Raw genomic sequence first — 20,869 nt, 5'->3', positions numbered from 1 at the left:
GATTTTCAGGTCAATATGGATCAGAATTGCAGATTTAAACCGGCTGTATACAAGGCAGTTTGCGGGAAGTAAACCGCACGTCCGGAAGGCGCTTCCGGATCCAGGTTCCACTCATTGAGTTTGGAAATGGTAAACACATTGGTCGCCGAAACATACACGCGCACTTTGTTCAAATGTATTCTTTGGGACAAAACAGAAGGCACATTGTAGGCCAGCTGCACGTTTTTCAAACGCAGGTAAGAACCATTCAGCACCAGCCGGTCGGAAGTGGCCACATTGCGCAGGTCAAACTTTACCGGGCGGGGGAAACGGGCGTCGGTGCGCTCGGGCGTCCAGTAATTGTCGGTGTAAATTTCATGCGTAAAACCTTCCTGGTTGCCCATTTCGGCCAGCGCACCCGCCAAGCGTGAATCCACTTTTGCGGCGCCTTGGAAGAGAATGTTCAGGTCGAAATTCTTGTAAGAAAAGTCCGCATTCAATCCAAAAGTGTATTTTGGAAATGAGTTGCCTATGGCCGTCATATCATTCGCATCAATTTTCCCGTCGCCGTTCAAATCTACGTATTTGACATCTCCTGGCTTGGTATTAGCTGCATAAGTGGCTTTATACTCAGTGATTTCCTGCTGTGTCTGGAACAGGCCGTCTGTTTTATATCCCCAGAGCGTGTTGATAGGAAGGCCTTTTTTAATGATATAGCGCGGGTCAATGTCCGAGCCGGTGAGATAGGGGCCGGTTCCTTTCAAATCCGTCACCAGATTTTCATTAATGCTCAGATTTCCTCCAACATTATAACGGAAACCACTTGCCGTAGGCGTTCCGCGGTAATTCAAGCTGAACTCCCAGCCCTTGTTCTGCACCGAACCTGCATTTTGAGGCGGCGCCGTCAACCCAATGGTCGCCGGAATGTCGAGATTAAGCAGGATGTCGTCCGTTTGCTTGTTGTAATAATCAACCGTCAGGTTTAGCTTGTTTTGGACAAAAGCGGCGTCCAGCCCCAGGTCCAGCTGCGTCGTCGATTCCCATCCCAGGTTAGTATTGGCCAATGTATTCTGGCGATAACCCTGCACGGGCAACCCGCCAAAACTGTAACCATTGGCAGTCAGCGCAGCATAATAGCTGTATAAATCCACCGACTGATTGCCCGTAATCCCCCAGGATCCTCTGAATTTGAGATCATTCACTGCGCTTTCCAGTAGTTGCCAGAACTTCTCCTTTGAAATCCGCCATCCCGCCGAGAACGAAGGGAAAAAGCTGTATTGTTTGGCACCGGTAAACTTCGAAGATCCGTCGTAACGACCATTTACTTCCAGCAAATATTTGCCTTCATAATCGTAGTTAACCCGGCCAAAGAAGGAGCGTAAGCCATATTCTGCGTCGCGTCCGGTGTTTGTTTTTGTCCCGTCATTCGCACCCTGGCCGATGGAACCGATGCCATTGTTATAAAAGCGCTCGCGGTAAGCCGAAAGAAATGTCTGCGTGTTGCCGATCTGCGAATAACCCACCAGCGCTTTCAGGTTGTGGTTCCCGAAACCTTTCTCGTAGGTCAGCAAATTGTTGATCGTGTATTCACGCAGCGTGTTGCGGATCTCGTACAGGCTGTTGTTGGCAATCGTCTTGGTAATGTTGGTGTTTTTATCCGTGTTAACGTACGAATTCGTGTAGTTTTTCTGCTGTGTATAAAGCCCGCGACCGGCAATCTGTGTGGAGAAAACAAGTCCTTCCGCAATCTCGAAATCACCTTTGATATATCCCGCCAGATAATCTGTTTTCTGCCTGGATTGTCCGCCTATCTCGATGAACATCAGTGGGTTATTCCCCTGCGTGCTGAGCCCGTAAGTGCCATCGGGATATTTGGGAACTGCCCAGAGCGAGCCGTGAAAGAAGTTGTTAAGAGGCGCAGTCACCTGGCCGGTTGAGGCGTCTGTGTTTGTAGTCGGGTTTTCGGTGCTTGTCGAGCGATAGTTAATGTCCGCACTCACCCGGATCCTTTTGGAAACATCATAATCCGTATTCAGCCTGAATTCGCCGATCTTGTTACCGAAATTTTTGATAACACCCTGCTGATCCTGGTAACGAACGCTCAGGCGCGTACGCAATGCCTCGGTTCCCCCCGCAATGGACAAAGCATGATTATGCTGCGGCGCTGTGCGCAGCAATGTCTCAAACCACGTGTTGGGAAGCGGATATTTTTTACGGTCCGTCGCATTCACATAAGCCTGTATCGATTCTTCCGTGAATCGGGCCGGAACTGCTGAGCCCGCATTGGTGTAAGCGGCCACCTGCTCGCGCATGTAAGCCTCCAAACCCATCATTTTAGGCACATTATTTGATTTTTGAAGGGCATAGTAGCCATGATAATCCACCTGCACTTTGCTGCCTTTCGCCCGTTTTGTCGTGATCAAGACAACGCCATTGGTGGCACGTGAACCGTAAATCGCCGTTGAAGCCGCATCTTTCAGGATAGAAACCGATTCAATGTCGTCCGGGCTGATATCGCTCAGTTGCTGTTCAATGCCGTCCACAATGACAAGCGCATCGTTTTTTCCCAGATCATAACCGCTGGTGCTGCTGCCGTTAATATTGAATGTGGTGATCCCACGCACGCGGATGGTCGCGTTGGATTTGCCAGGCGAGCCGCCCAGGTCCGTGACGGCCACGCCGGGCATCAACCCCTGAAACGATTGCTGAATGTTGGAAACCGGCCTGCGCGCCACGTCTTCGCCCTTAATAGTGGAAACGGAATTAGTCAGGCTGTTCCTTTTCTGCGTGCCGTAACCCACGACCACAAGTTCGTCGAGCTGCTTCGTATCGGCCGCAAGTTGCAGGTCAATGACCGCCCGGCCGTTCACCACCGACTCCTGAGTAACGTACCCGATGCCTGAGAAAACAAGGATTGCATCCGACGGAGCGCTAAGCTCATACTTTCCTTCCGCATCGGTGGTGGTTCCGGTAACGGTATTTTTTACAACAATGTTGACGCCCGGCAAACCCGTTTTGTCAGCGCTGGATGTAACGGTCCCTTTCACAGTAACATTCTGGGCAAAAGTCTGTAAGCCTATCAGAATGAATGAAGAAAAGAAAACCCATCCTCGAGTATTCAGGACAGACTTTGATAAATTTTTTAACATTTTAAAATAGTGGATTTAATGAAAAGGAAGTTGGTGGTTGTAAAATTCTATTTTTACAAGGGCAAATGTAATGGACAGAATATTTAATCTATAAGTTTAATAGACAAAAATAATTGGCTGTTCAGCCTTTTACCATAAAATCACATTATAAATTAAAATAGAACAATGGGACAAACAGAAAGCCGCGAGCGGCATGAGCAAATTCAGTACATTGAATTCCTTTCAAAGGATCTGGAAAAGGTGAAACAGTTCTACTCCGAAAGTTTTGACTGGACATTCACTGACTATGGTCCGGAATACACGGCTTTTTCGGGAGATTATGTGGATGGCGGCTTCACCATCGGCACGCCGGTCCGGGGAAGCATCCTGGTGATTCTTTATTCAGATGATATCGAATCCACGAAAAAGAAGGTGCTGAAAGCGGGCGGTGTCCTCACTCAGGATATCTTCGAATTCCCTGGCGGAAAGCGTTTTCAGTTCACAGATCCGGACGATAACGAGCTGGCGGTTTGGTCTGAGTAAGGCAATGATGCAAAAATATTTTGTCTGAACGATTGCTTTTACGCGATTCACGGTTACTTTTGAGGCATAAATTATAATTAGTCTAAATAGTTATATGCATAAACATTTCCCATAACCTAGCCGAGTAACCACAAAAAAAGGCCGTACGGCGCCAACCGTACGGCCAAAACATGCCGAAGCATGTTCACTTTTAAAGTCGTCAAAAATTAAAAGTAATGCAAGTTATAAAAATCTTGTTGACAGGCATATTATGCGCCTGTTCCTGCGCATCTTTTGCGCAAACGGCCAGTCTTAGAGGGACGGTCCGGTCGGATGACGGCGAGCTGCTGCCCGGCGCATCCATCACCATTTCCGGTGTAACCAAGGGAACATTTTCAGATGCGAAAGCGAGATATGCATTGGAAAATTTACCCGCCGGGCCATGCACACTCGTGATTTCTTTCCTTGGTTTTGAGCCTGAAACCAAACAAATGAACCTGAAAGACGGAGAAAATGCGCAGGCAAACTTCCGCCTCAAAGCCATTTCCCAGGAACTTGAATCGGTTTCGGTGATCGGCCGTTCGGAGGCAAAGGAGGTTAACAGGCAGGCCTACAATGTTACAGCCATTGATGCCAAAAAACTCCAGAACTCAACGCTCGACCTGTCCCATGCGCTCGACCGTGTTTCGGGCGTCCGCGTTCGGGAAAGTGGTGGGGTAGGGTCGAATATGAATTTTTCGCTCAATGGTTTCACAGGCCGTCAGGTGAAATTTTTTCTGGACGGCGTTCCTATGGATAATTTCGGCTCGTCATTCCAGCTCAACAACATTCCCATTAACCTAGCCGAAAGGGTGGAGGTTTATAAAGGCGTGGTGCCGATCTGGCTGGGCTCGGATGCACTCGGCGGCGCGGTGAACATTGTCACGGGCTCGCGGCAGAACACTTATCTCGATGCATCTTATTCCTATGGATCATTCAACACGCACCGCACGGGCATTAATGCGGGTTTTACGGGGAAATCGGGTTTTACATTTCAGCTGAATGCTTTCCAGAATTATTCGGACAACAATTACTGGATCAATGTAGATGTGGCTGATGTGAACACGGGCGAATACTTCAAGAACCAGCGTTTGCGCCGTTTTCATGATAATTACCATAATGAAACAATCATCGCAAATGTGGGTGTGGTCGGGAAAAAGTTTGCAGACAAACTGCTTTTCGGCATAACGCTGGGCCAGAACCGTGCTGAAATTCAGACCGGCGCACGCATGGTGAGTGTCTTCGGCGCCTGGCACCGCAAGGGCAACATTGTTATGCCGAGTTTGAAATATCAAAAAAAGGATCTTTTTGTTAAGGGGTTGAATGTGAGTCTTTCCGCTAATTATAACCTGGGGCAGGAACAGAATGTGGATACGGTTTACCGCCGGTATAACTGGTTTCAGCAATTCAAACAATACGAAGGACTGGGCAGCGAGCGCGAGCGTTCCCTTTACAAATTCCGCAACAACAATGGTCTGGTCACCGCAAATGCCACTTACCAGCTCAGTGACAAGCATTCCATCACGATCAACAACGTTTATAACACTTTTAACAGGAAGGGCCGCGACGAACTTTACCCGGATGCCGACCGTTACGAGCAGCCTCGCTTTAACACCAAGAATGTGCTGGGGCTAGGCTACAAGTTCGATTACAGTGAGCGCTGGAACACATCACTTTTCTTCAAACAGTTTTCACAATTCAACAAATTCTCGGTTACGTATAATCCTACCGGTGTATATGGTGACGTGGCGTATAAAATCCAGAAAAATCGTTTTGATAAGTTCGGTTACGGCATCGCGTCGACATTCTTTTTACTGAAAAATTTGCAGTTGAAAGGTTCGTATGAAAAAAGCTATCGCCTCCCCGAAACCGATGAGCTTTACGGTGATTTACTCAACCTGGAAGGCAACATTGACCTCGATCCCGAAAGCAGCGACAACTATAACCTGGGTTTCAGTTACCAGACGCAGTTCAACAAAATTCACCGTGTGAATGTGGATGCAAATGTGCTTTACCGCAACGCACAAGGCTTTATCCGCTCCAAACTGAATGCCAACCAGACCAAGCAGGTGATGGACAACCTGGCCGATGTGACCAACTTTGGCGTCGATGGCGAAGTGCGCTATTCGTTCAAACAACTTTTCACGGCAGGCGTGAACCTCACTTACCAGGACCTGCGCAACAACACGCGTTTTGAGGATGGCTACACCACCGAAAGCCCGCTTTACCGCGACCGGATTCCCAATATGCCGTTCCTTTTCGGCAATGCGGATGCTTCTGTTTTTCTCAAAGATTTTGGTGCAAAAGGGAACACACTGACTTTCGGCTACAACCTGCTTTACGTGCATGCTTACTATCTCTACTGGCCGAGCCTGGGCAGTGACAAGCTCGACATTCCTCGCCAGCTGAGCCATGATGTGAACATTGTATATGCCATGGCAAACGGGAAATACAATGTTTCACTGGAATGCAAAAACCTGCTCGATGCCAGGCTTTACGACAATTTCAGCTTGCAAAAACCGAGTCGCGGCTTCTATGCGAAGCTCCGGTACTTTATCAGTAAATAATTTTCTACTACATATATTTTATTCTAATCCAAAAAATGAAAAGCGCAATCAAAAGCATTACGCTGGGCCTTGGCCTCGGCATATTCCTGGCAGCCTGCACCAGCGACGACAACAAGGTTAATCCTACACCAGGCGGTGGTGAAGGAGGCAAAACCAAATACGTGATCTCGGCACTTCCAGTGGGCTCGACGGGCATCGCCGACTATTTGCTGACAGCCGAAAGCCTGACTTCGGGCACTGTGTCCACAGTTGGAAATGGCAAAGAACAGGACGGCACTTACCGCTATTATGTCACGCACAAAAACCGCTTTTTTAGTCTGCTTTACGGACAGGGAAACCCCGGCGCAGTGACCACTTACAACCTTGACGGCAAGGGAGAACTTAACAAAGTTTCTGATTTTCAGGCCGAGACTGTTCAGGTTTTTGCACCGGTTGCAGATGACGTGCTAACCATTAAAGTGCCGCGTTCAGGCAATGAAAGCGCTTCTTTTTACCGCATTGATGCAGCACAGTCCAAAATCGTAGGCGAGGCGCAGGTTAACATTGTAAAACTGGCTGGTAATGGCGAACGCGCACATTTTACGTGGGCTACGCAGGTCGGCGACAAGGTTTATGCGCCCTATATGAGCATCAAAGGCGTGGCTCCAGACGCTTTCGGGACGGCTTACCCGGACAGCGCATGGATCGCGGTGCTTTCCTATCCCGCACTGACCGTTGAAAAAGTGATCAAAGACAACCGCATCGGTTTTATCGGCCGCTATTTCAATAATGGACTGGCTGTGGATGAGCAGGGCGATGTGTATGCTTATTCGGCTTCGGTTGGGACAAACGCTGGCAAGATCACCTCTACGAAACCGTCTGCGATCGTGCGTATCAAGGCCGGAACGACTGAGTTTGACAAGAGTTATTTATTCAATGTGGAGCAGGCAGCAGGTGGTTACAATATTAGCTCGCAGCTTTATGTAGGCAAAGGGAATTTCATTCTAACCATGACAAGCCCGGCTGAAAAAGGCGCGTATGCCATTGGAAAACGCTTTGCAGCGGTGAATGTTTACGACCAAACATTCAAATGGATCGAAGGCATGCCGGATGCGGCAAACATTGCCAACGTTACCACAACCAATTATACACCGAAAGACGGAAAGGCTGGTTACATCGGCATCACGCAAACGGACGGCGCGAGCTATGTATATGAAGTTGACGCAGTGGCAGCAAAAGGCACGCGCGGCCTGAAAGTAGAAGGCGGCGTGATCACGGCGATCAATGTGCTGAACTACGAATAGCCGCTCGGCAACCCACAATCCTATCACATTCAAACCAGGGCTTTTCATGTCTACCTTCAAAAAAATCAACAACTGGCTGCATCTCTGGCTCGGCCTTATCTCGGGGATCATTGTTTTCATTGTTTGTATAACCGGCTGCGTGTGGGTTTTCAACGACGAAATCACGGGATTCTTGGAGCCCGAAACCCGGATCGAGAAGCTGGATAAGGCCGTGCTCATGCCTTCGCAGCTGATGAAGATCGGGGCAGAGAAATACCCTGGTTTGAAAATGAGTTATGCCACTTATCAGCAGGGCAGGGCAATTTACCTGGGACTGGGCGAGCGTCGCGGACCTAATGTAACCTTGCGCGTGGATCCCTACACAGGAAAAGTGATCAGTGAGCAGGTGCACAAAAAAGGGGAGGCCGATTTCTTCCGCTGGGTGCTGAATGGCCACCGTTTTTTATGGCTACCTTTTGAGATCGGCCGCCCGGTTGTGAATTACGGCACATTGGTTTTTGTCATTTTGCTGATCACGGGTCTCATTTGGTGGTATCCCAAAAAATGGACGAAAAGTACGACCGACAAGAGTTTTAAGATCAAATGGAACGGCACCTGGAAGCGCATCAACCTGGACCTGCACAATGTGCTGGGATTTTATTCACTCCTTTTCCTGCTGGCCATCGCGCTTACCGGAATGGTTTATGGCATTGAATGGTATAGCAAAGGGCTTTACTGGGTTACGTCCGGCGGACAGGCGCTTGAAGGCCGCGACCGCACAAAATCCGACTCAACGAATGCACACAAATTCTTTACGCCAGAGCAGGCGATTGATAAAGCGTGGCAAACCACAATCGCCAGACATCCCGAATCGAACGGCTTCTATTACAGCTTTCCGGACACCGCAAAAGCGTCATCTGCGATATTTGTAACCGTTTATCCGAGCACAGGCCAGTTTTATAACGCGCTCAGCTACACATTTGACCAGCACACGGCCAAACAATTGCCCCCGAATGCGATATATGGAAAGCCATTTGAAGAGGCTGCTTTCGGAGCGAAACTACGGCGTATGAATTACGACATTCACGTAGGAAGCATCCTTGGTTTTCCAGGCAAAGTGCTTGCATTCCTGGCTTCGCTCATCGGCGCGTCCTTGCCGGTAACAGGATTTATCGTTTGGTGGAACCGTAAAGGATTTGGCAGCAAAAAGGGCAAAAAACCCAAAGCCAAAGACCTCAAAATGGCCGAAAGCACATTGGTAACCGAAGTGATTTCGGAAAAAAGAACATTCAAGCCCAGGATCCAAAAGCCCGCTGACAGGGTTTCCTGACCGATTTATTTATCTATTTCAAAATCAATGATCATGTTACAAAAAATCATATTCTTCGCCGCGATCATGCTTTGCAGTGCTGCCAACTTGTTTGCGCACGCACTCTGGATCGAAACGAGCACAACGGGTAAAGCAGGACAAAAGCAAAGTGTAAAAATCGTTTACGCCGAGCCGGACGACAAGCCCGAAAAGCTCGCCGACTGGTATTCTGACGTAAAGGAATTCGAACTATGGCTCACCACACCAGACAAGCAAAAAGTGAAACTTCCGGTCACAGCCGGTGAAGATCATTTTATGTCAGAATTTACGCCGGAAAAAGACGGCGTATACACGTTATCCATCAGCAAAGCAGCCAAAGACCTGGGCGGATCGACCATTTACCAGTTCAACGCCGGTGCTATTGTGAAAGTAGGAAAGTCGCTGGCAGGCAACGAAGCGGCCGCAAATGGTAATGAAATCAGCGTTTTTGCGGATGCCGGAAAAACATTCAAAGTAAATCAGCCGGCCCAGCTAGCCACGATTTTGAAAGGAAAACCCGCTGAAAAATTACATGTAAGCGTTTCCTCACCCAGCGGCTGGAACCGCAATGTAAACTCAGGCGCCAATGGTGTCGCAGAATTCACCCCCGTCTGGCCCGGCATTTACAAATTGGAAGCATCAACCACAGAAAAAACCGAAGGAGACCATTTCGGCAAGCCCTATAAAGCAATCTGGCGCTGCGCTACTTTGTTGGTAGGGGTGGAGAAGTAAGGGTTTAGGAGGGAAAAGGGCGATTGGACTGGCGAGTTTTTGCTGCGGGTTGAAACCCGCAGTTAGGATATGGTTCGAGCCTCTGGCTCTTGTTTGGGCTGAGATAAGGGCCATCGGCCCGGCGGGTTTTTTGCTGCGGGTTTCAACCCGCAGTTAGGATATGGTTCGAGCCTCTGGCTCTTGTTTTGGCAGAGAAAAGGGCCATCGGCCCGGTGGGTTTCTTGCTGCGGGTTTCAACCCGCAGTTAGAATATGGGTCGAGCCTCTGGCTCTTGTTGGGCAGAGAAAAGGGCCATCGGCCCGGTGGGTTTCTTGCTGCGGGTTGAAACCCGCAGTTAGAATATGGGTCGAGCCTCTGGCTCTTGTTTGGGCAGAGAAAAGGGCCATCGGCCCGGTGGGTTTCTTGCTGCGGGTTTCAACCCGCAGTTAGATATGGTTCGAGCCTCTGGCTCTTGTTGGGCAGAGATAAAGGGCCATCGGCCCGGCGGATTTCTTGCTGCGGGTTTAAACCCGCAGTTAGGATATGGTTCGAGCCTTTGGCTCTTGTTGTGCAGAGAAAAGGGCCATCGGCCCGGTGGATTTCTTGCTGCGGGTTTCAACCCGCAGGTAGGATATAGGTCGAGCCTCTGGCTCTTTCAGGACAAAAAAAAGGGCCTGAGGCCCGATTAATCTTTACCGGCGGATTTAATCCGCCGGTATCCGATAAGCACTAAATCAATTCCACCCCCCACCAAGCGCGCGGTAAATATTCACTGTCGCATTGATCTGCTGCATCTTGGTTTCAATCAGGTCGAACCTGGATTCCAATGCCTCGCGTTGGGTTAACAGCACTTCAACATAATCCGCTCTTGCTGAGGTGAAAAGTCGGTTGGCAATGTTGGTTGACTCCGTCAAAGCCGCTACTTCCTGGGATTTGGTTGCGTAGCTTTGTTCCAGATTGCTGATGTTGGAAAGCTGGTTCACCACTTCAATGTAAGCATTCAAAACTGTTCGCTCGTAATTGTAAATCGCCTGAATCTGACGTGCGTTGGCGCTTTTATACGTAGCTTGGATCGCGTTTTTATTGATCAGCGGGCCAGCCAGATCCGCTACCAATGTCGACATCAGTGATTTGGGAACATTACCAAGATAAATTGGATTGAATGCCTGTAAACCAACCGCTGCATTCAGGCCTAGTGAAGGATAAAAGTTCGCCCGGGCAACCAATACATCCAGTTTTGAAGCTTCCAGATCCTGTTCCGCTTGTCTGACATCGGGACGGTTTTCCATCAGCTGGGAAGGGATTCCGGCGTGGATGACAGCTGGCAGGCTGTTTTCAAAATTCTGAGCATTTCTCAAAACAGGCTGCGGATATCGTCCTAAAAGAAAATTGATCCGGTTTTCTGTTTCAACAATGCGCTGACGAATGGCATACTGACGATTTTGCGTGTTCAGCACTTGTGCCTCAAATCTGCGTACAGCCAGCTCCGTAACCCGCGTTGCTTCTTTCTGCATTTTTACAATCCGCAATGCATTGGTTTGAATCTCAATGTTCTGCGTGACAATGTTCAGCTGCGTGTCCAGTGCCAGAAGCTCGTAATAGGAGTTTGCGATCTCTGAGACAATGTTGGTCATCATGAAATTTTTACCTTCCACCGAAGACAAATAGCGGTTCACAGCAGCCTTTTTCGCATTACGCAATTTGTGCCAGATATCCACTTCCCAGCGCGCATAAGCAGCCACAACGAAGTCGGGCAATGGCTCGGGCGTTTCTCTGCCCGGCTTGATTTCTGTAGTTGCTTCGCTGGAACCCACTTGCGTGTAACGACCAGCTTTTTCAATGCCGGCTCCGCCTCTCAAACCTACGAAAGGCAGATATTCCCCTTTCCGGGCGCGGATCTCGTTTCGTGAGATCTCGATTTCTTGCAATGTAATGTTCAGCTCCTGGTTGTTGTTTAACGCCGTGTCAATCAGGGCAGCAAGTTGTGGATCGGTGAAATAATCCTTCCATTTCATTTTGCCCACATTGTTTGTGGAATCAGCTGCCTGACCATTGTAGGCAGCTGATAATGTTTTGTTAGGAGATCGCTGGACCTGAGAAGGGGCGTTGCAGGCGGTGTAGGTGAGGGCACTTAAAGTGATCCCCACCCACGTCAATATTCTTTTATTGCTCATCATTTTGAGTTTCTTGAGTGTGAGGGAAAATGTCGACTGCGTGAACGAATTGTTCGGTAAGCGAGCCGTCTTCCTCGTCTTTAATCATTTTTCTGCCGTCGGCAAGGGTGCCAAAGATGTAGTACAATCCAGGGATAATGATCACCCCGAAGATGGTCCCGAAAAGCATCCCGCCCATCGCTGACGCACCGATTGTACGGTTACCGATCGCACCGGCACCTGTGGCAATGATCAACGGGATCAAACCGGCAACGAACGCGAACGAAGTCATCAAAATAGGACGGAAACGAACCCGGGCACCTTCGATAGCAGCATTCAGGATTGTTTCCCCCTGCGACCGCTTCTGAACGGCAAACTCGACGATCAGTACGGCGTTTTTACCAAGCAACCCGACGAGCATGATCAAACCGATCTGCGCATAAATGTTGTTTTCCAAGCCCATTAATTTGAGCAAAAGGAAAGAACCAAAAACTCCAACCGGCAATGACAACACAACTGCAAAAGGAATAATAAAGCTCTCATACTGCGCTGCCAACACGAAATAAACGAAGGCTAATACGATCGCAAACACAACCAGCGACTCATTTCCACGGATCGATTCGTCATAAGAAAGACCTTCAAATGCAATGTCATAACCCTGCGGCAAAGTTTTAGCAGCCACTTCGCGGATCGCCTGAATGGCATCAGCCGTGGTGTAACCTTTGGCCGGAAGACCTTGGATCGCAGCTGAATTATAGAGGTTGAAACGCGTGATCTCGTTAGGTCCCTGACCTTTTTTCAATGTCATGAAGGAAGAGTAAGGCACCATTTCGCCTGCGTCGTTTTTCACAAACAATTTCAAAAGATCGGAAGGAAGCCTTCTGAAACTTGGGTCAGACTGCACGTACACTTTAAAGAACTGGTTGAACCTGGTGAAACCCTGCTCATATGTACTACCGATCATAATGTTCAGGTTGTCCATCGCTTTTCCAATCGACACGCCTTTTTGCATCGCAAGCTGGTTATCGATCTGCAATTCATACTGCGGATAGTTCGCTGCGAAGAATGTGAACAAGCCCGTAAGCTCAGGACGTTTCGCAAGGTCATCCATGAATTTCTTGTTGATCTTGTCAAATTCTGCGTAATCGGTGTCAGAAGTTTTATCCAAAAGACGCATCGAGAAACCGCCGGATGTACCAAAACCCGGGATCGCTGGTGGTTCGAAGAATTCGACTACGGCACCAAGACCGCGCGTTTCTTTTTCCAGTTCTTCCATAATCTCTTTCACATTCTGCTTGCGGTCGTGCCAAGGTTTCAAGTTGATCAAACACGTTCCCGCATTGGAACCGCGGCCTTCTGTCATGATCTCATAACCTGCCAGTGACGAAACCGATTCGATTCCTTCCACTTCTTCGCATATCTTTTGAAGACGGCGGGAAACTTCATTCGTTTTTTCCAAAGTGGATCCCGGAGGCGTCTGAATGATCGCGTAGATCGTGCTTTGATCTTCATTTGGAATAAAACCTGCGGGCAAAATTTTGTTTACAAAAACAATCCCTGCGCAGAAGCCCAGTAAAACAACCCAGGTTACAACCCTGCGGCTCACAATGCGTTTCAGCAGGCTCACATATCTTCCTGTCAGCTTATCAAATGTTCTGTTAAAAGCATCAAGCCCTTTGGTAAGGAAGTTCTTCTTCTTCTGGTGACCGTGGTGATTTTGAAGCAACATTGCACATAAAACCGGCGTCAACGTCAAGGCGATAAGTGCAGAAATAACGATAGAGCTGGCCATGGTAATAGAGAACTGCCGGTAGAATGTGCCGACCGGACCGGACATGAACGAGATCGGAAGGAATACCGAAACCATAACGGCCGTGATCGCGATAATGGCACCGCTGATCTCACCAAGCACTTTTTTCACCGCATTAAAAGGGGAAATCCCCGGCTCTTCCTCAAACTTCGCATGGACGGCCTCGACGACGACAATCGCATCATCGACCACAATACCAATCGCAAGTACAAGCGCAAAAAGCGTAATCAGGTTGATCGAAAGCCCGAAAGCCTGTATCACAAAGAATGCCCCGATCAGCGAAACCGGCACAGCCAGGATCGGGATCAATGTGGAACGCCAGTCGCCAAGAAATATGAATACGACAAGCGCAACAAGGATAAATGCATCCCTTAATGTATCAATAACCTGCTCTATAGACGCGTCCAGGAATTGAGAAACGTCATAACTGATCTTGTAATCCACGCCCGGAGGGAAGGATTCTTTCATCACATCCAGCTTCTTTTTCACCTCTTCAATTACGTCGCTCGCGTTACTTCCGTAGTTTTGGCGCAACACGATCGCTGCCGAAGGATGGCCGTCTAGGTTGGAGTAAATGTCAAAGAATTCAGAACCGAGTTCCACTTTCGCAATGTCACGCAAATGAACGCTTTCACCCTGCGCATTGGCGCGTACAATGATGTTTTCGTATTCTTCGGGCTTGTCGTAGCGACCTTTGTAAGTAAGCACATATTCCAGCGACTGGGCCGCGATACCGGAGCTTTGCCCGATACGACCCGGACGACCAACGATACTTTGTTCGCCCACCGCCTTCATTACTTCCTCCGTAGAAATATTGTAAGCACGCATACGCTCCGGATTCAGCCAGAGACGCATTGCATATCTCCTTGAACCTAAGATTTGCGCTCTTGCAATCCCTTTGGTCCGTTGGATTTCGGGGATCATTTTTACCGTTGCGTAGTTGAACAGGAATTTTTCGTCAATGCTCTTATCTTTTGAATAAAGATTGACATACATCAGCATACTAGGCTGAACGGGTGAGATAATAACCCCTTCACGCTGAACTAGTTCCGGCAAAAGCGGCATAACCTGGTCAACCCTGGTTTTTACCCGGATAACGGCCACGTTCGGGTCGGTGCCGGGCTCGAAGATGATCCTGAGCGTCGCCTCCCCCGCACTCGTTGCATCAGTAGCAATGTACCGCATATCCTGAACTCCGTTAATGGCCTGTTCAAGGGTGATCAAAGTTGATTTTACCAACACATCGGCACTCGCGCCAGGGTAGGCGATAAAGATATTGACGGTTGTAGGGGCAATGTCCGGGAACTGGGAAATGGGTAATTTCTCAATTGCCAGGATGCCTATAAATACGATCATGATCGAGATCACGATTGCAAATACAGGTCTTCTTATGAATTGATTAAACATGTCGTTTTGTGCTTGTTAAGATAGCGGACTATTCGGCGTACAGACTCAGATTGGAAATCACAGAATCAGGTTTTACGAAAGTAGAGTGGATCTTTTCGTTCTCTTTCACCTGGCGCAAACCTTCCAGCAGGATTTTCTCATCGGCTTTCAGACCGGATTTCACTACGAAAATGTGAGGAAGCTCAGCTTCGATTTCTATTTCCCTCGAACGGATCTTGTTGTCTTTATCCACCACATACACGTATTTCTTTTCCAGAACCTCGAAAGTGGCTTTTTGCGGGATCAGCAAGGCATTTTTCATCGGCACGGTTACTAACACATTTCCAGTTTCACCGTGTCTCAGCAGTCGTTTCGGATTAGGGAATGTAGCCCTGAAAGCGATGTTACCAGTCTCGTTGTTGAAATCAGCCTCAATCGTTTTTACAGATCCGGAGTGCGGGAACATTTGGTTGTTGGCCATGCGCAGGTTCACATTGAGCATGCCGGCTGTGGCTTCGTTGGCTTTGTAATCCAGATATTCAGCTTCCGGGACATTGAAATAAACCCACATTTCGCTGTTGTCAGACAATGTTGTCAGCAAATCCCCTTCGTCCAACAAGCTTCCCAATCTCACTTGAAAATGGTCCATGATGCCGTTGAATGGCGCGCGGATTTCGGTGAAGCCCAGGTGCGTTGTGGCTAATCCCAGTTCTGCTTTGGCTTTGTCCAATTTGGCTTTGGCAAGTGCCAGCTCGTTTTTGGAAACCACATTGCTGTCGGCCAGCGACTTGGTGTTTTTAAATTCGATCTCTGCAAAATTGGCTTCCGCCTGTGCTTTTTGTTGTTCAGCCTGATAAAGCATCGGCATGATCTTGAACATCAGCTGGCCTTTTTTAACGGTCTGACCTTCGTCCACATAGATGTTTTGTAAATAACCTCTTTCCAAAGCACGCAGCTCAATGTGGCTGATCGCCCGGATCTGGCTTACATATTCCTTGGTAACCAATGTGTCTCTTTGCAAGGGGCTTGTCACCAGGAACTTAACTTCTTCTTCTTTTTCTTCTTTTTTGGATTCACAACTTGTGTGGAACAGGGTTGCACACAAACTGAGGACCATGAGAATTCTCTTCATGATGTAATTTGCTATTTGATAAAATGTGGTTTACTACGCATGGTTTTGTCTGATATTGAATCAAATCGTAACCCCTGAATTATAAAATTTCTGTGAGACAAGATGTAAACCATCGCTAATAGGATCACGTTGTTCATTGAAATGAGGGTTTCTCTTTTTGCAGAATTGGATTTAACTAATACCGATACAAAAACCGCACATTACCGTTAATAGCAAGTTAAAAGCAAGTTAAAAAGGCATTAAAATAAAAAATGCCGCAGGTTAGTGCGGCATTTTTTAATGTATAGGATTTTAACTCTGACCCGGATCAGGATCATCTATTCCTGGTTCGGGACCTGGTTGATTTTCCAGCGCTTCATGATGATCTTGTTGGAAAAGCGCTTGAGGTGATATTTTTCGGGTTCTCCGATGAGGAATCCGTAGGCTTTCATAGATGGAATGGCATCAAAAACCACTTTCAAAACAGCGGTGATCGGGATAGCGAGGATCAAACCGGCCAGACCGAAAAGCATACCGCCTAAAAGCAATCCTACAAGCGCCATTAGCGGGTTAATGCTTACTTTTCCACCTACAATGTTGGGCGTAAGGAAGTTGCCTTCCAAAAACTGCACAACCTGAAACCAGGCAACCACACCCACTGCATACCATGCGCTATCTTTGGTAGCCAGAGCAAACAAAGCCGGAAGCACCGAGCCGATCGCAATGCCAATATAGGGAAGCAACATCAACAGCGAAGCCAGGATACCGAAGAACCATGCATAGGGAATGCCCAAAACCAGCAGACCAACCGTATTCAGGATCGCGACGATGCCCATAACCGTTACAAGTCCAACCAGGTAACTTTGTACAACATAATAAATCTTGTCAAGCACGTCACTGACCACTTCTTTGGATGCGGACGCAAATGCGTGAAAGAAAAACTCACGGAAGAAATCGCGGTAGTACAGAAGGAAAAAGGTGAACAACGGCACAATGATCACCCCCGCCAGAATGCCGCCTACCGAGCCAAAAGCAGTGCTGAGAATGGTCCCGGCATTGCTCACAACCCGATTGGAGAATCCTGTGATCTGCTTCGTGATTTCACCCTCTTCAATGCCAAAACGCATGGTTACCCATTTCTGGATCGTTTCCAGGATGTGCATAAAACGCAGTTGCAGGTCGTTCCCGTTAGCACCGATCACGATCACCTGATGCACTATAAACCAGATCAGGAATGAAATGAGCACAATGGCCACCAGTACGGAAAGGATGGAAGCCGTTGCTCGGCTTAATTTATATTTTTCAAAAAAGCGGGTGATAGGAAATAGTGAAATGGCTAGCAGAATGGAAAATAAAAGCGGGATTAAAACGCTTTGCAACACATATAGGAGGGCAATAATTAAAACAAGGCTCAATAAAGATGCAGCCAGACTTACGCTTTTGAGGTGATTGGAAAATCGGATCATGATGGTGTATGAGTACTTCGGAAATTTATTCAAAACCAAAAGATATAAATACCATGCCCGACGACGTGCCGCCTAATGCGCTCAGAATGTAACCACTGAGCACTTTAATTATAAAAAAACGGCGCCGGATGATTGCTCACCGGCGCCGTGTAATTTTTACGAATGCTTTGTTATTTTTTGAAAATGCGATACAGTTTCCCCTGATCGGTCACGGCGTATAATGCGCCGTCTTTCCCTTCGGTAATGTCACGGAAACGCTGTCCTTCGGAAGCTAGCAACCTTTCTTCACCTACAACTTTGTTATTTTCGATTACCAGTCTCACAATGTGCATGCTGCTCAATCCGCCGATGAAAAGGTTATTTTTCCATTCCGGAATGCTGTCGCTGCTGTAAAATGTGATGCCGCTCGGCGAAACCACGGGATCCCAGTAGTAAACCGGTTGCTCCATGCCTTCTTTCACCTGGATCGAATCACCGATTTTCTTGCCGCTGTATTCGATTCCGTAAGTAATGGTCGGCCAGCCGTAGTTTTTTCCAGCTTCAACGCGGTTCAGCTCGTCACCGCCTCTTGGGCCAAACTCAACTTCCCAAAGATCACCCGAAACAGGGTGGAACGCCAATCCCTGGACATTGCGGTGGCCATAAGAATACAGCTCTGGTTTCGCGCCCGCTTTGCCTTCAAACGGATTGCCTTTCACCGGTTTGCCATCCTTGGTAATGCGGATCACTTTGCCCAGGCTGGAATTTAAATGCTGCGCCTGCGGTCTCGAAACAGTGTCTGAGCGCTCGCCTGTGCTGATGACAAGGTCGCCTTGTTTGTCAAATAAAATCCTTCCGCCGTAGTGCAGGTTGCTTGGAAATGCGGGTGTAGCGCGGTAAATAACCGTTGCGCCTTCGATTTTTTTCTCGTCTGCTGACAGTTTTCCTTTCGCTACGGAAGTCAGGTTACCGCCGGGTTGTTTTTCTGCAAAGACCCAGTAAACCATTCTGTTTTTATCAAATTCAGGGTCAACACGGATGCCCAGCAAACCGCCTTGTCCTTCTGCATTCACAGCGGGAATGCCTGTAATTGGTGCGCTTACCTTTCCATCGGTGGTGGCGATGCGCATTGTTCCTGCTTTTTCTGTAATGATCAAACGTCCGTCCGGCAAGGTGGTAACACCCCAAGGATTTTTTAGGTCGCTGGTGAGAACTTTACCTTCATATGCCGTTGTTGATTTTACACTTCCAATTCTTGTCTGTCCCTCGAAAGAAGGTTTGTAATCTGAATTGGCTTTTTGGGTTTCGACGGGAGCGCCGGCCGTAGCCGTGGTATCTTTTTCAGCAGCATCCGAATTTTCGGACGATTTGTTTTGGCATGAAGCGATAACAAAAGCTGCTCCCGCCAGGGTTAACAGAATACTTTTAGACATTTGTTCTAAGTTAGAGGTTTATAAATGAGATTTTAGACCGACGGATTTGACACATCCATTTCAAAGCATAACGGCAAATATCGATTTTAGGATCAAAATAAAAGAATATCTTTCAAAAAAACAGGATGCCAATGGCAAATGAAGCAGGCGGGAAAAGTGGTTTCATTTTTCCAAAATTGTTATTTCTCAGCGCAAGGGGAACATTGTATATTTTTCTGGCCGGGATTGCGCTTACAGCTTGCAAAGTCAGTGTTTCGGAGAATCATGACGGGAAATCGGCTTATCGTCAGGTTGTTCACGGGGAAGATTCGTTACTGTTAGCTAAACGATACATTCCTTTCGGAAACACACTGAATTTCAGAGACATAGGCGGTCTTAAAACCAAAGATGGAAGGATAGTCCGCTTAGGCAAGATCTACCGCTCGGGAAATCTGGCCAGCCTGGATGAAGGCGAATTTGACAAGTTGAATTCACTGCACATTGCCAGCGTATACGACCTGCGCACCGATCATGAGATTAAAGGTAAAGAGGATCGCTTGCCACCGAATGTCAAATATTTCCATACGCCAACGGTCGAAGACAAAGAGGGGGAAATTGCGCAGTTAAAAACAAAAGTGATCAACGGCCAGATTTCGGAACAGCAGGCATTTGACAAAACAATCCAGTTTTATGAAGATGCTGTATCCTTGAATGTGAATGCATTGCGGGAAATTATGCAGGATATTCTGGATTCTGATGCGCCGGTCGTATATCATTGTTCGGCAGGAAAAGACCGTACAGGCATTATTTCCGCATTGATATTATCTATCCTGAAAGTCGACCGGGAGACAATAGTGAATGAATATTTACTGTCCAATTATTATCGCCAGGAGCACACAGAAAGCACATTGCGGAAAGCTAAATTGGGGAAAATCATCAAACGCAAAATGGATCTGAAAGCGGTAGAAGTGTTTATCACCGTAGACGAGCGATTTATCAATGCTACTTTCGAGACTATTGATAAAAAGTATGGCGGGATAGAGCAGTTTATCAAAAATCAGCTAGGTATCGACCAAAAACGCAGAGAACTGCTCATTGAAAGGCTTACTTATCAGGAAAAGATGTAAAAAGTGCCTTCCGGTAACAAAAACATCCAAGTTTATCTACATAAATTTTGAAAGATTTTCTATAATTCTTATCATTACCGATAAATATATACTCTCTAGTCTGTAATGAAATACCCTCTACTCTCAACGCTCTTCATTGTTGCCCTGAATCTGTTCACGCCAAGCTTCGCACAGAAGTCAGGCTTGCCCTACGACCGGTTCACCGGCGAAATCACCCAGACCAAATCAGTTCAAACCGGCCAGTCACGCGATAAGGCTTTTAGCGCTGCGAGGGCCTGGATACGAAGGACCTATCCCAATTATCGTGAGGTGATAAGGGTTGAGGATGCGGGTTTAGGCAGGATCGTTTTCCAGGACCAGGAACCGATCGTTTCCGAAAGTTTCAAATCATTCAGTTACCGCGTCCAGGTTGATATTAAGGATGGATTTTACAACTGCACCATTAACAATGTAAAGACGCGCAATGCCGTTTCGGCTGACTACACATCGGCAGATGCAGATTTTTCAAACATCGGCATGTACGGTAAACATATCGACGACATTGGTCGCGAGATTTCCATTACTAAAAGCAAAAAGGCCAAGGCTAAGCTGTACCAGCAGCGCCGCAACATCAAGTCCGTCCTGCAAGACTATCACAAATCCCACTACCTGATGGACCTCCAATTCACCATGATCCAAAACGGCCTCCGCGAAGCAGTGCTGGGTCCCGGCTCGCTGGCTGCGAAGTGAGGTTGAGTAAAATTCTTTCCTTTTGATAAATGCTTTTCCGAAGAATAAATAGAATTCATTTTGTTTAAAAGGTTCGTTAACCTTACCTGCTGGAAAGCTTGTAATAAGCTTTGCTAGTTACCTTGTTGTAGATTAAAAGC

13 protein-coding genes are annotated in these 20,869 nt (G+C 47.6%); 7 read left to right on the top strand and 6 right to left on the bottom strand.

Going from position 1 to position 20,869, the window contains the following annotated elements; translation table 11 throughout:
• Nucleotides 1-20: 20 nt before the first annotated feature.
• Entirely contained in the window at nt 21-3,128 is a 3,108-nt protein-coding gene (locus tag LZG74_RS21800; protein ID WP_233798605.1) for a TonB-dependent receptor, read from the bottom strand.
• A 165-nt stretch (nt 3,129-3,293) separates the two neighbouring features.
• On the opposite strand from LZG74_RS21800, the gene LZG74_RS21795 reads away from it, so the two are divergent.
• From LZG74_RS21795 to LZG74_RS21775, 5 genes are all read left to right on the top strand, one after another.
• On the top strand, nt 3,294-3,650 hold the full coding sequence (locus tag LZG74_RS21795) for a VOC family protein (protein ID WP_026628982.1): 357 nt from the start codon (nt 3,294-3,296) through the stop codon (nt 3,648-3,650).
• A 215-nt stretch (nt 3,651-3,865) separates the two neighbouring features.
• Nucleotides 3,866-6,235 (top strand): TonB-dependent receptor, encoded by a 2,370-nt coding sequence (locus LZG74_RS21790; protein WP_233798604.1) that lies wholly within the window; start codon nt 3,866-3,868, stop codon nt 6,233-6,235.
• Nucleotides 6,236-6,270: 35 nt separating this feature from the next.
• The gene (locus LZG74_RS21785; protein WP_233798603.1) at nt 6,271-7,518 is read left to right on the top strand and encodes a DUF4374 domain-containing protein; all 1,248 of its coding nucleotides are present in this window, start codon (nt 6,271-6,273) and stop codon (nt 7,516-7,518) included.
• Nucleotides 7,519-7,564: 46 nt separating this feature from the next.
• A complete protein-coding gene (locus LZG74_RS21780; RefSeq protein WP_233798602.1) occupies nt 7,565-8,827 on the top strand; it encodes a PepSY domain-containing protein in 1,263 nt (420 codons plus the stop codon).
• A gap of 33 nt (nt 8,828-8,860) precedes the next feature.
• Complete coding sequence (locus LZG74_RS21775; RefSeq protein ID WP_233798601.1) at nt 8,861-9,577, top strand: DUF4198 domain-containing protein; 717 nt, start codon at nt 8,861-8,863, stop codon at nt 9,575-9,577.
• Between the two features lie 713 nt (nt 9,578-10,290).
• On the opposite strand, the gene LZG74_RS21770 is transcribed toward LZG74_RS21775, so the two are convergent.
• From LZG74_RS21770 to LZG74_RS21750, 5 genes are all read right to left on the bottom strand, one after another.
• Nucleotides 10,291-11,730 (bottom strand): TolC family protein, encoded by a 1,440-nt coding sequence (locus LZG74_RS21770; RefSeq protein ID WP_233798830.1) that lies wholly within the window; start codon nt 11,728-11,730, stop codon nt 10,291-10,293.
• Nucleotides 11,720-14,926 carry an efflux RND transporter permease subunit gene (locus tag LZG74_RS21765; RefSeq protein WP_233792103.1) on the bottom strand — a complete coding sequence of 1,069 codons (3,207 nt, stop codon included), beginning with the start codon at nt 14,924-14,926 and terminating at the stop codon, nt 11,720-11,722. Before LZG74_RS21765 ends, LZG74_RS21770 begins: the two co-directional genes overlap by 11 nt.
• Nucleotides 14,927-14,954: 28 nt before the next feature.
• The gene (locus LZG74_RS21760; protein WP_233798600.1) at nt 14,955-16,037 is read right to left on the bottom strand and encodes an efflux RND transporter periplasmic adaptor subunit; all 1,083 of its coding nucleotides are present in this window, start codon (nt 16,035-16,037) and stop codon (nt 14,955-14,957) included.
• 317 nt (nt 16,038-16,354) lie between these two features.
• Nucleotides 16,355-17,482, bottom strand: a complete 1,128-nt coding sequence (locus LZG74_RS21755; RefSeq protein WP_233798599.1) for an AI-2E family transporter — start codon at nt 17,480-17,482, stop codon at nt 16,355-16,357.
• 170 nt (nt 17,483-17,652) lie between these two features.
• Complete coding sequence (locus tag LZG74_RS21750; RefSeq protein ID WP_233798598.1) at nt 17,653-18,894, bottom strand: PQQ-dependent sugar dehydrogenase; 1,242 nt, start codon at nt 18,892-18,894, stop codon at nt 17,653-17,655.
• A gap of 131 nt (nt 18,895-19,025) precedes the next feature.
• On the opposite strand from LZG74_RS21750, the gene LZG74_RS21745 reads away from it, so the two are divergent.
• Together LZG74_RS21745 and LZG74_RS21740 are read left to right on the top strand one after the other, a co-directional pair.
• Complete coding sequence (locus LZG74_RS21745) at nt 19,026-20,000, top strand: tyrosine-protein phosphatase (RefSeq protein WP_233798597.1); 975 nt, start codon at nt 19,026-19,028, stop codon at nt 19,998-20,000.
• A gap of 105 nt (nt 20,001-20,105) precedes the next feature.
• Nucleotides 20,106-20,729 (top strand): DUF4468 domain-containing protein, encoded by a 624-nt coding sequence (locus LZG74_RS21740; protein WP_233798596.1) that lies wholly within the window; start codon nt 20,106-20,108, stop codon nt 20,727-20,729.
• Nucleotides 20,730-20,869: the final 140 nt, after the last annotated feature.

This window comes from Dyadobacter sp. CY327, assembly GCF_021390415.1.
GTDB lineage: Bacteria > Bacteroidota > Bacteroidia > Cytophagales > Spirosomataceae > Dyadobacter > Dyadobacter chenhuakuii.
The sequence above is the reverse complement of the archived record's forward strand: the minus strand, read 5'-3'. Positions and strand labels throughout refer to the sequence as shown.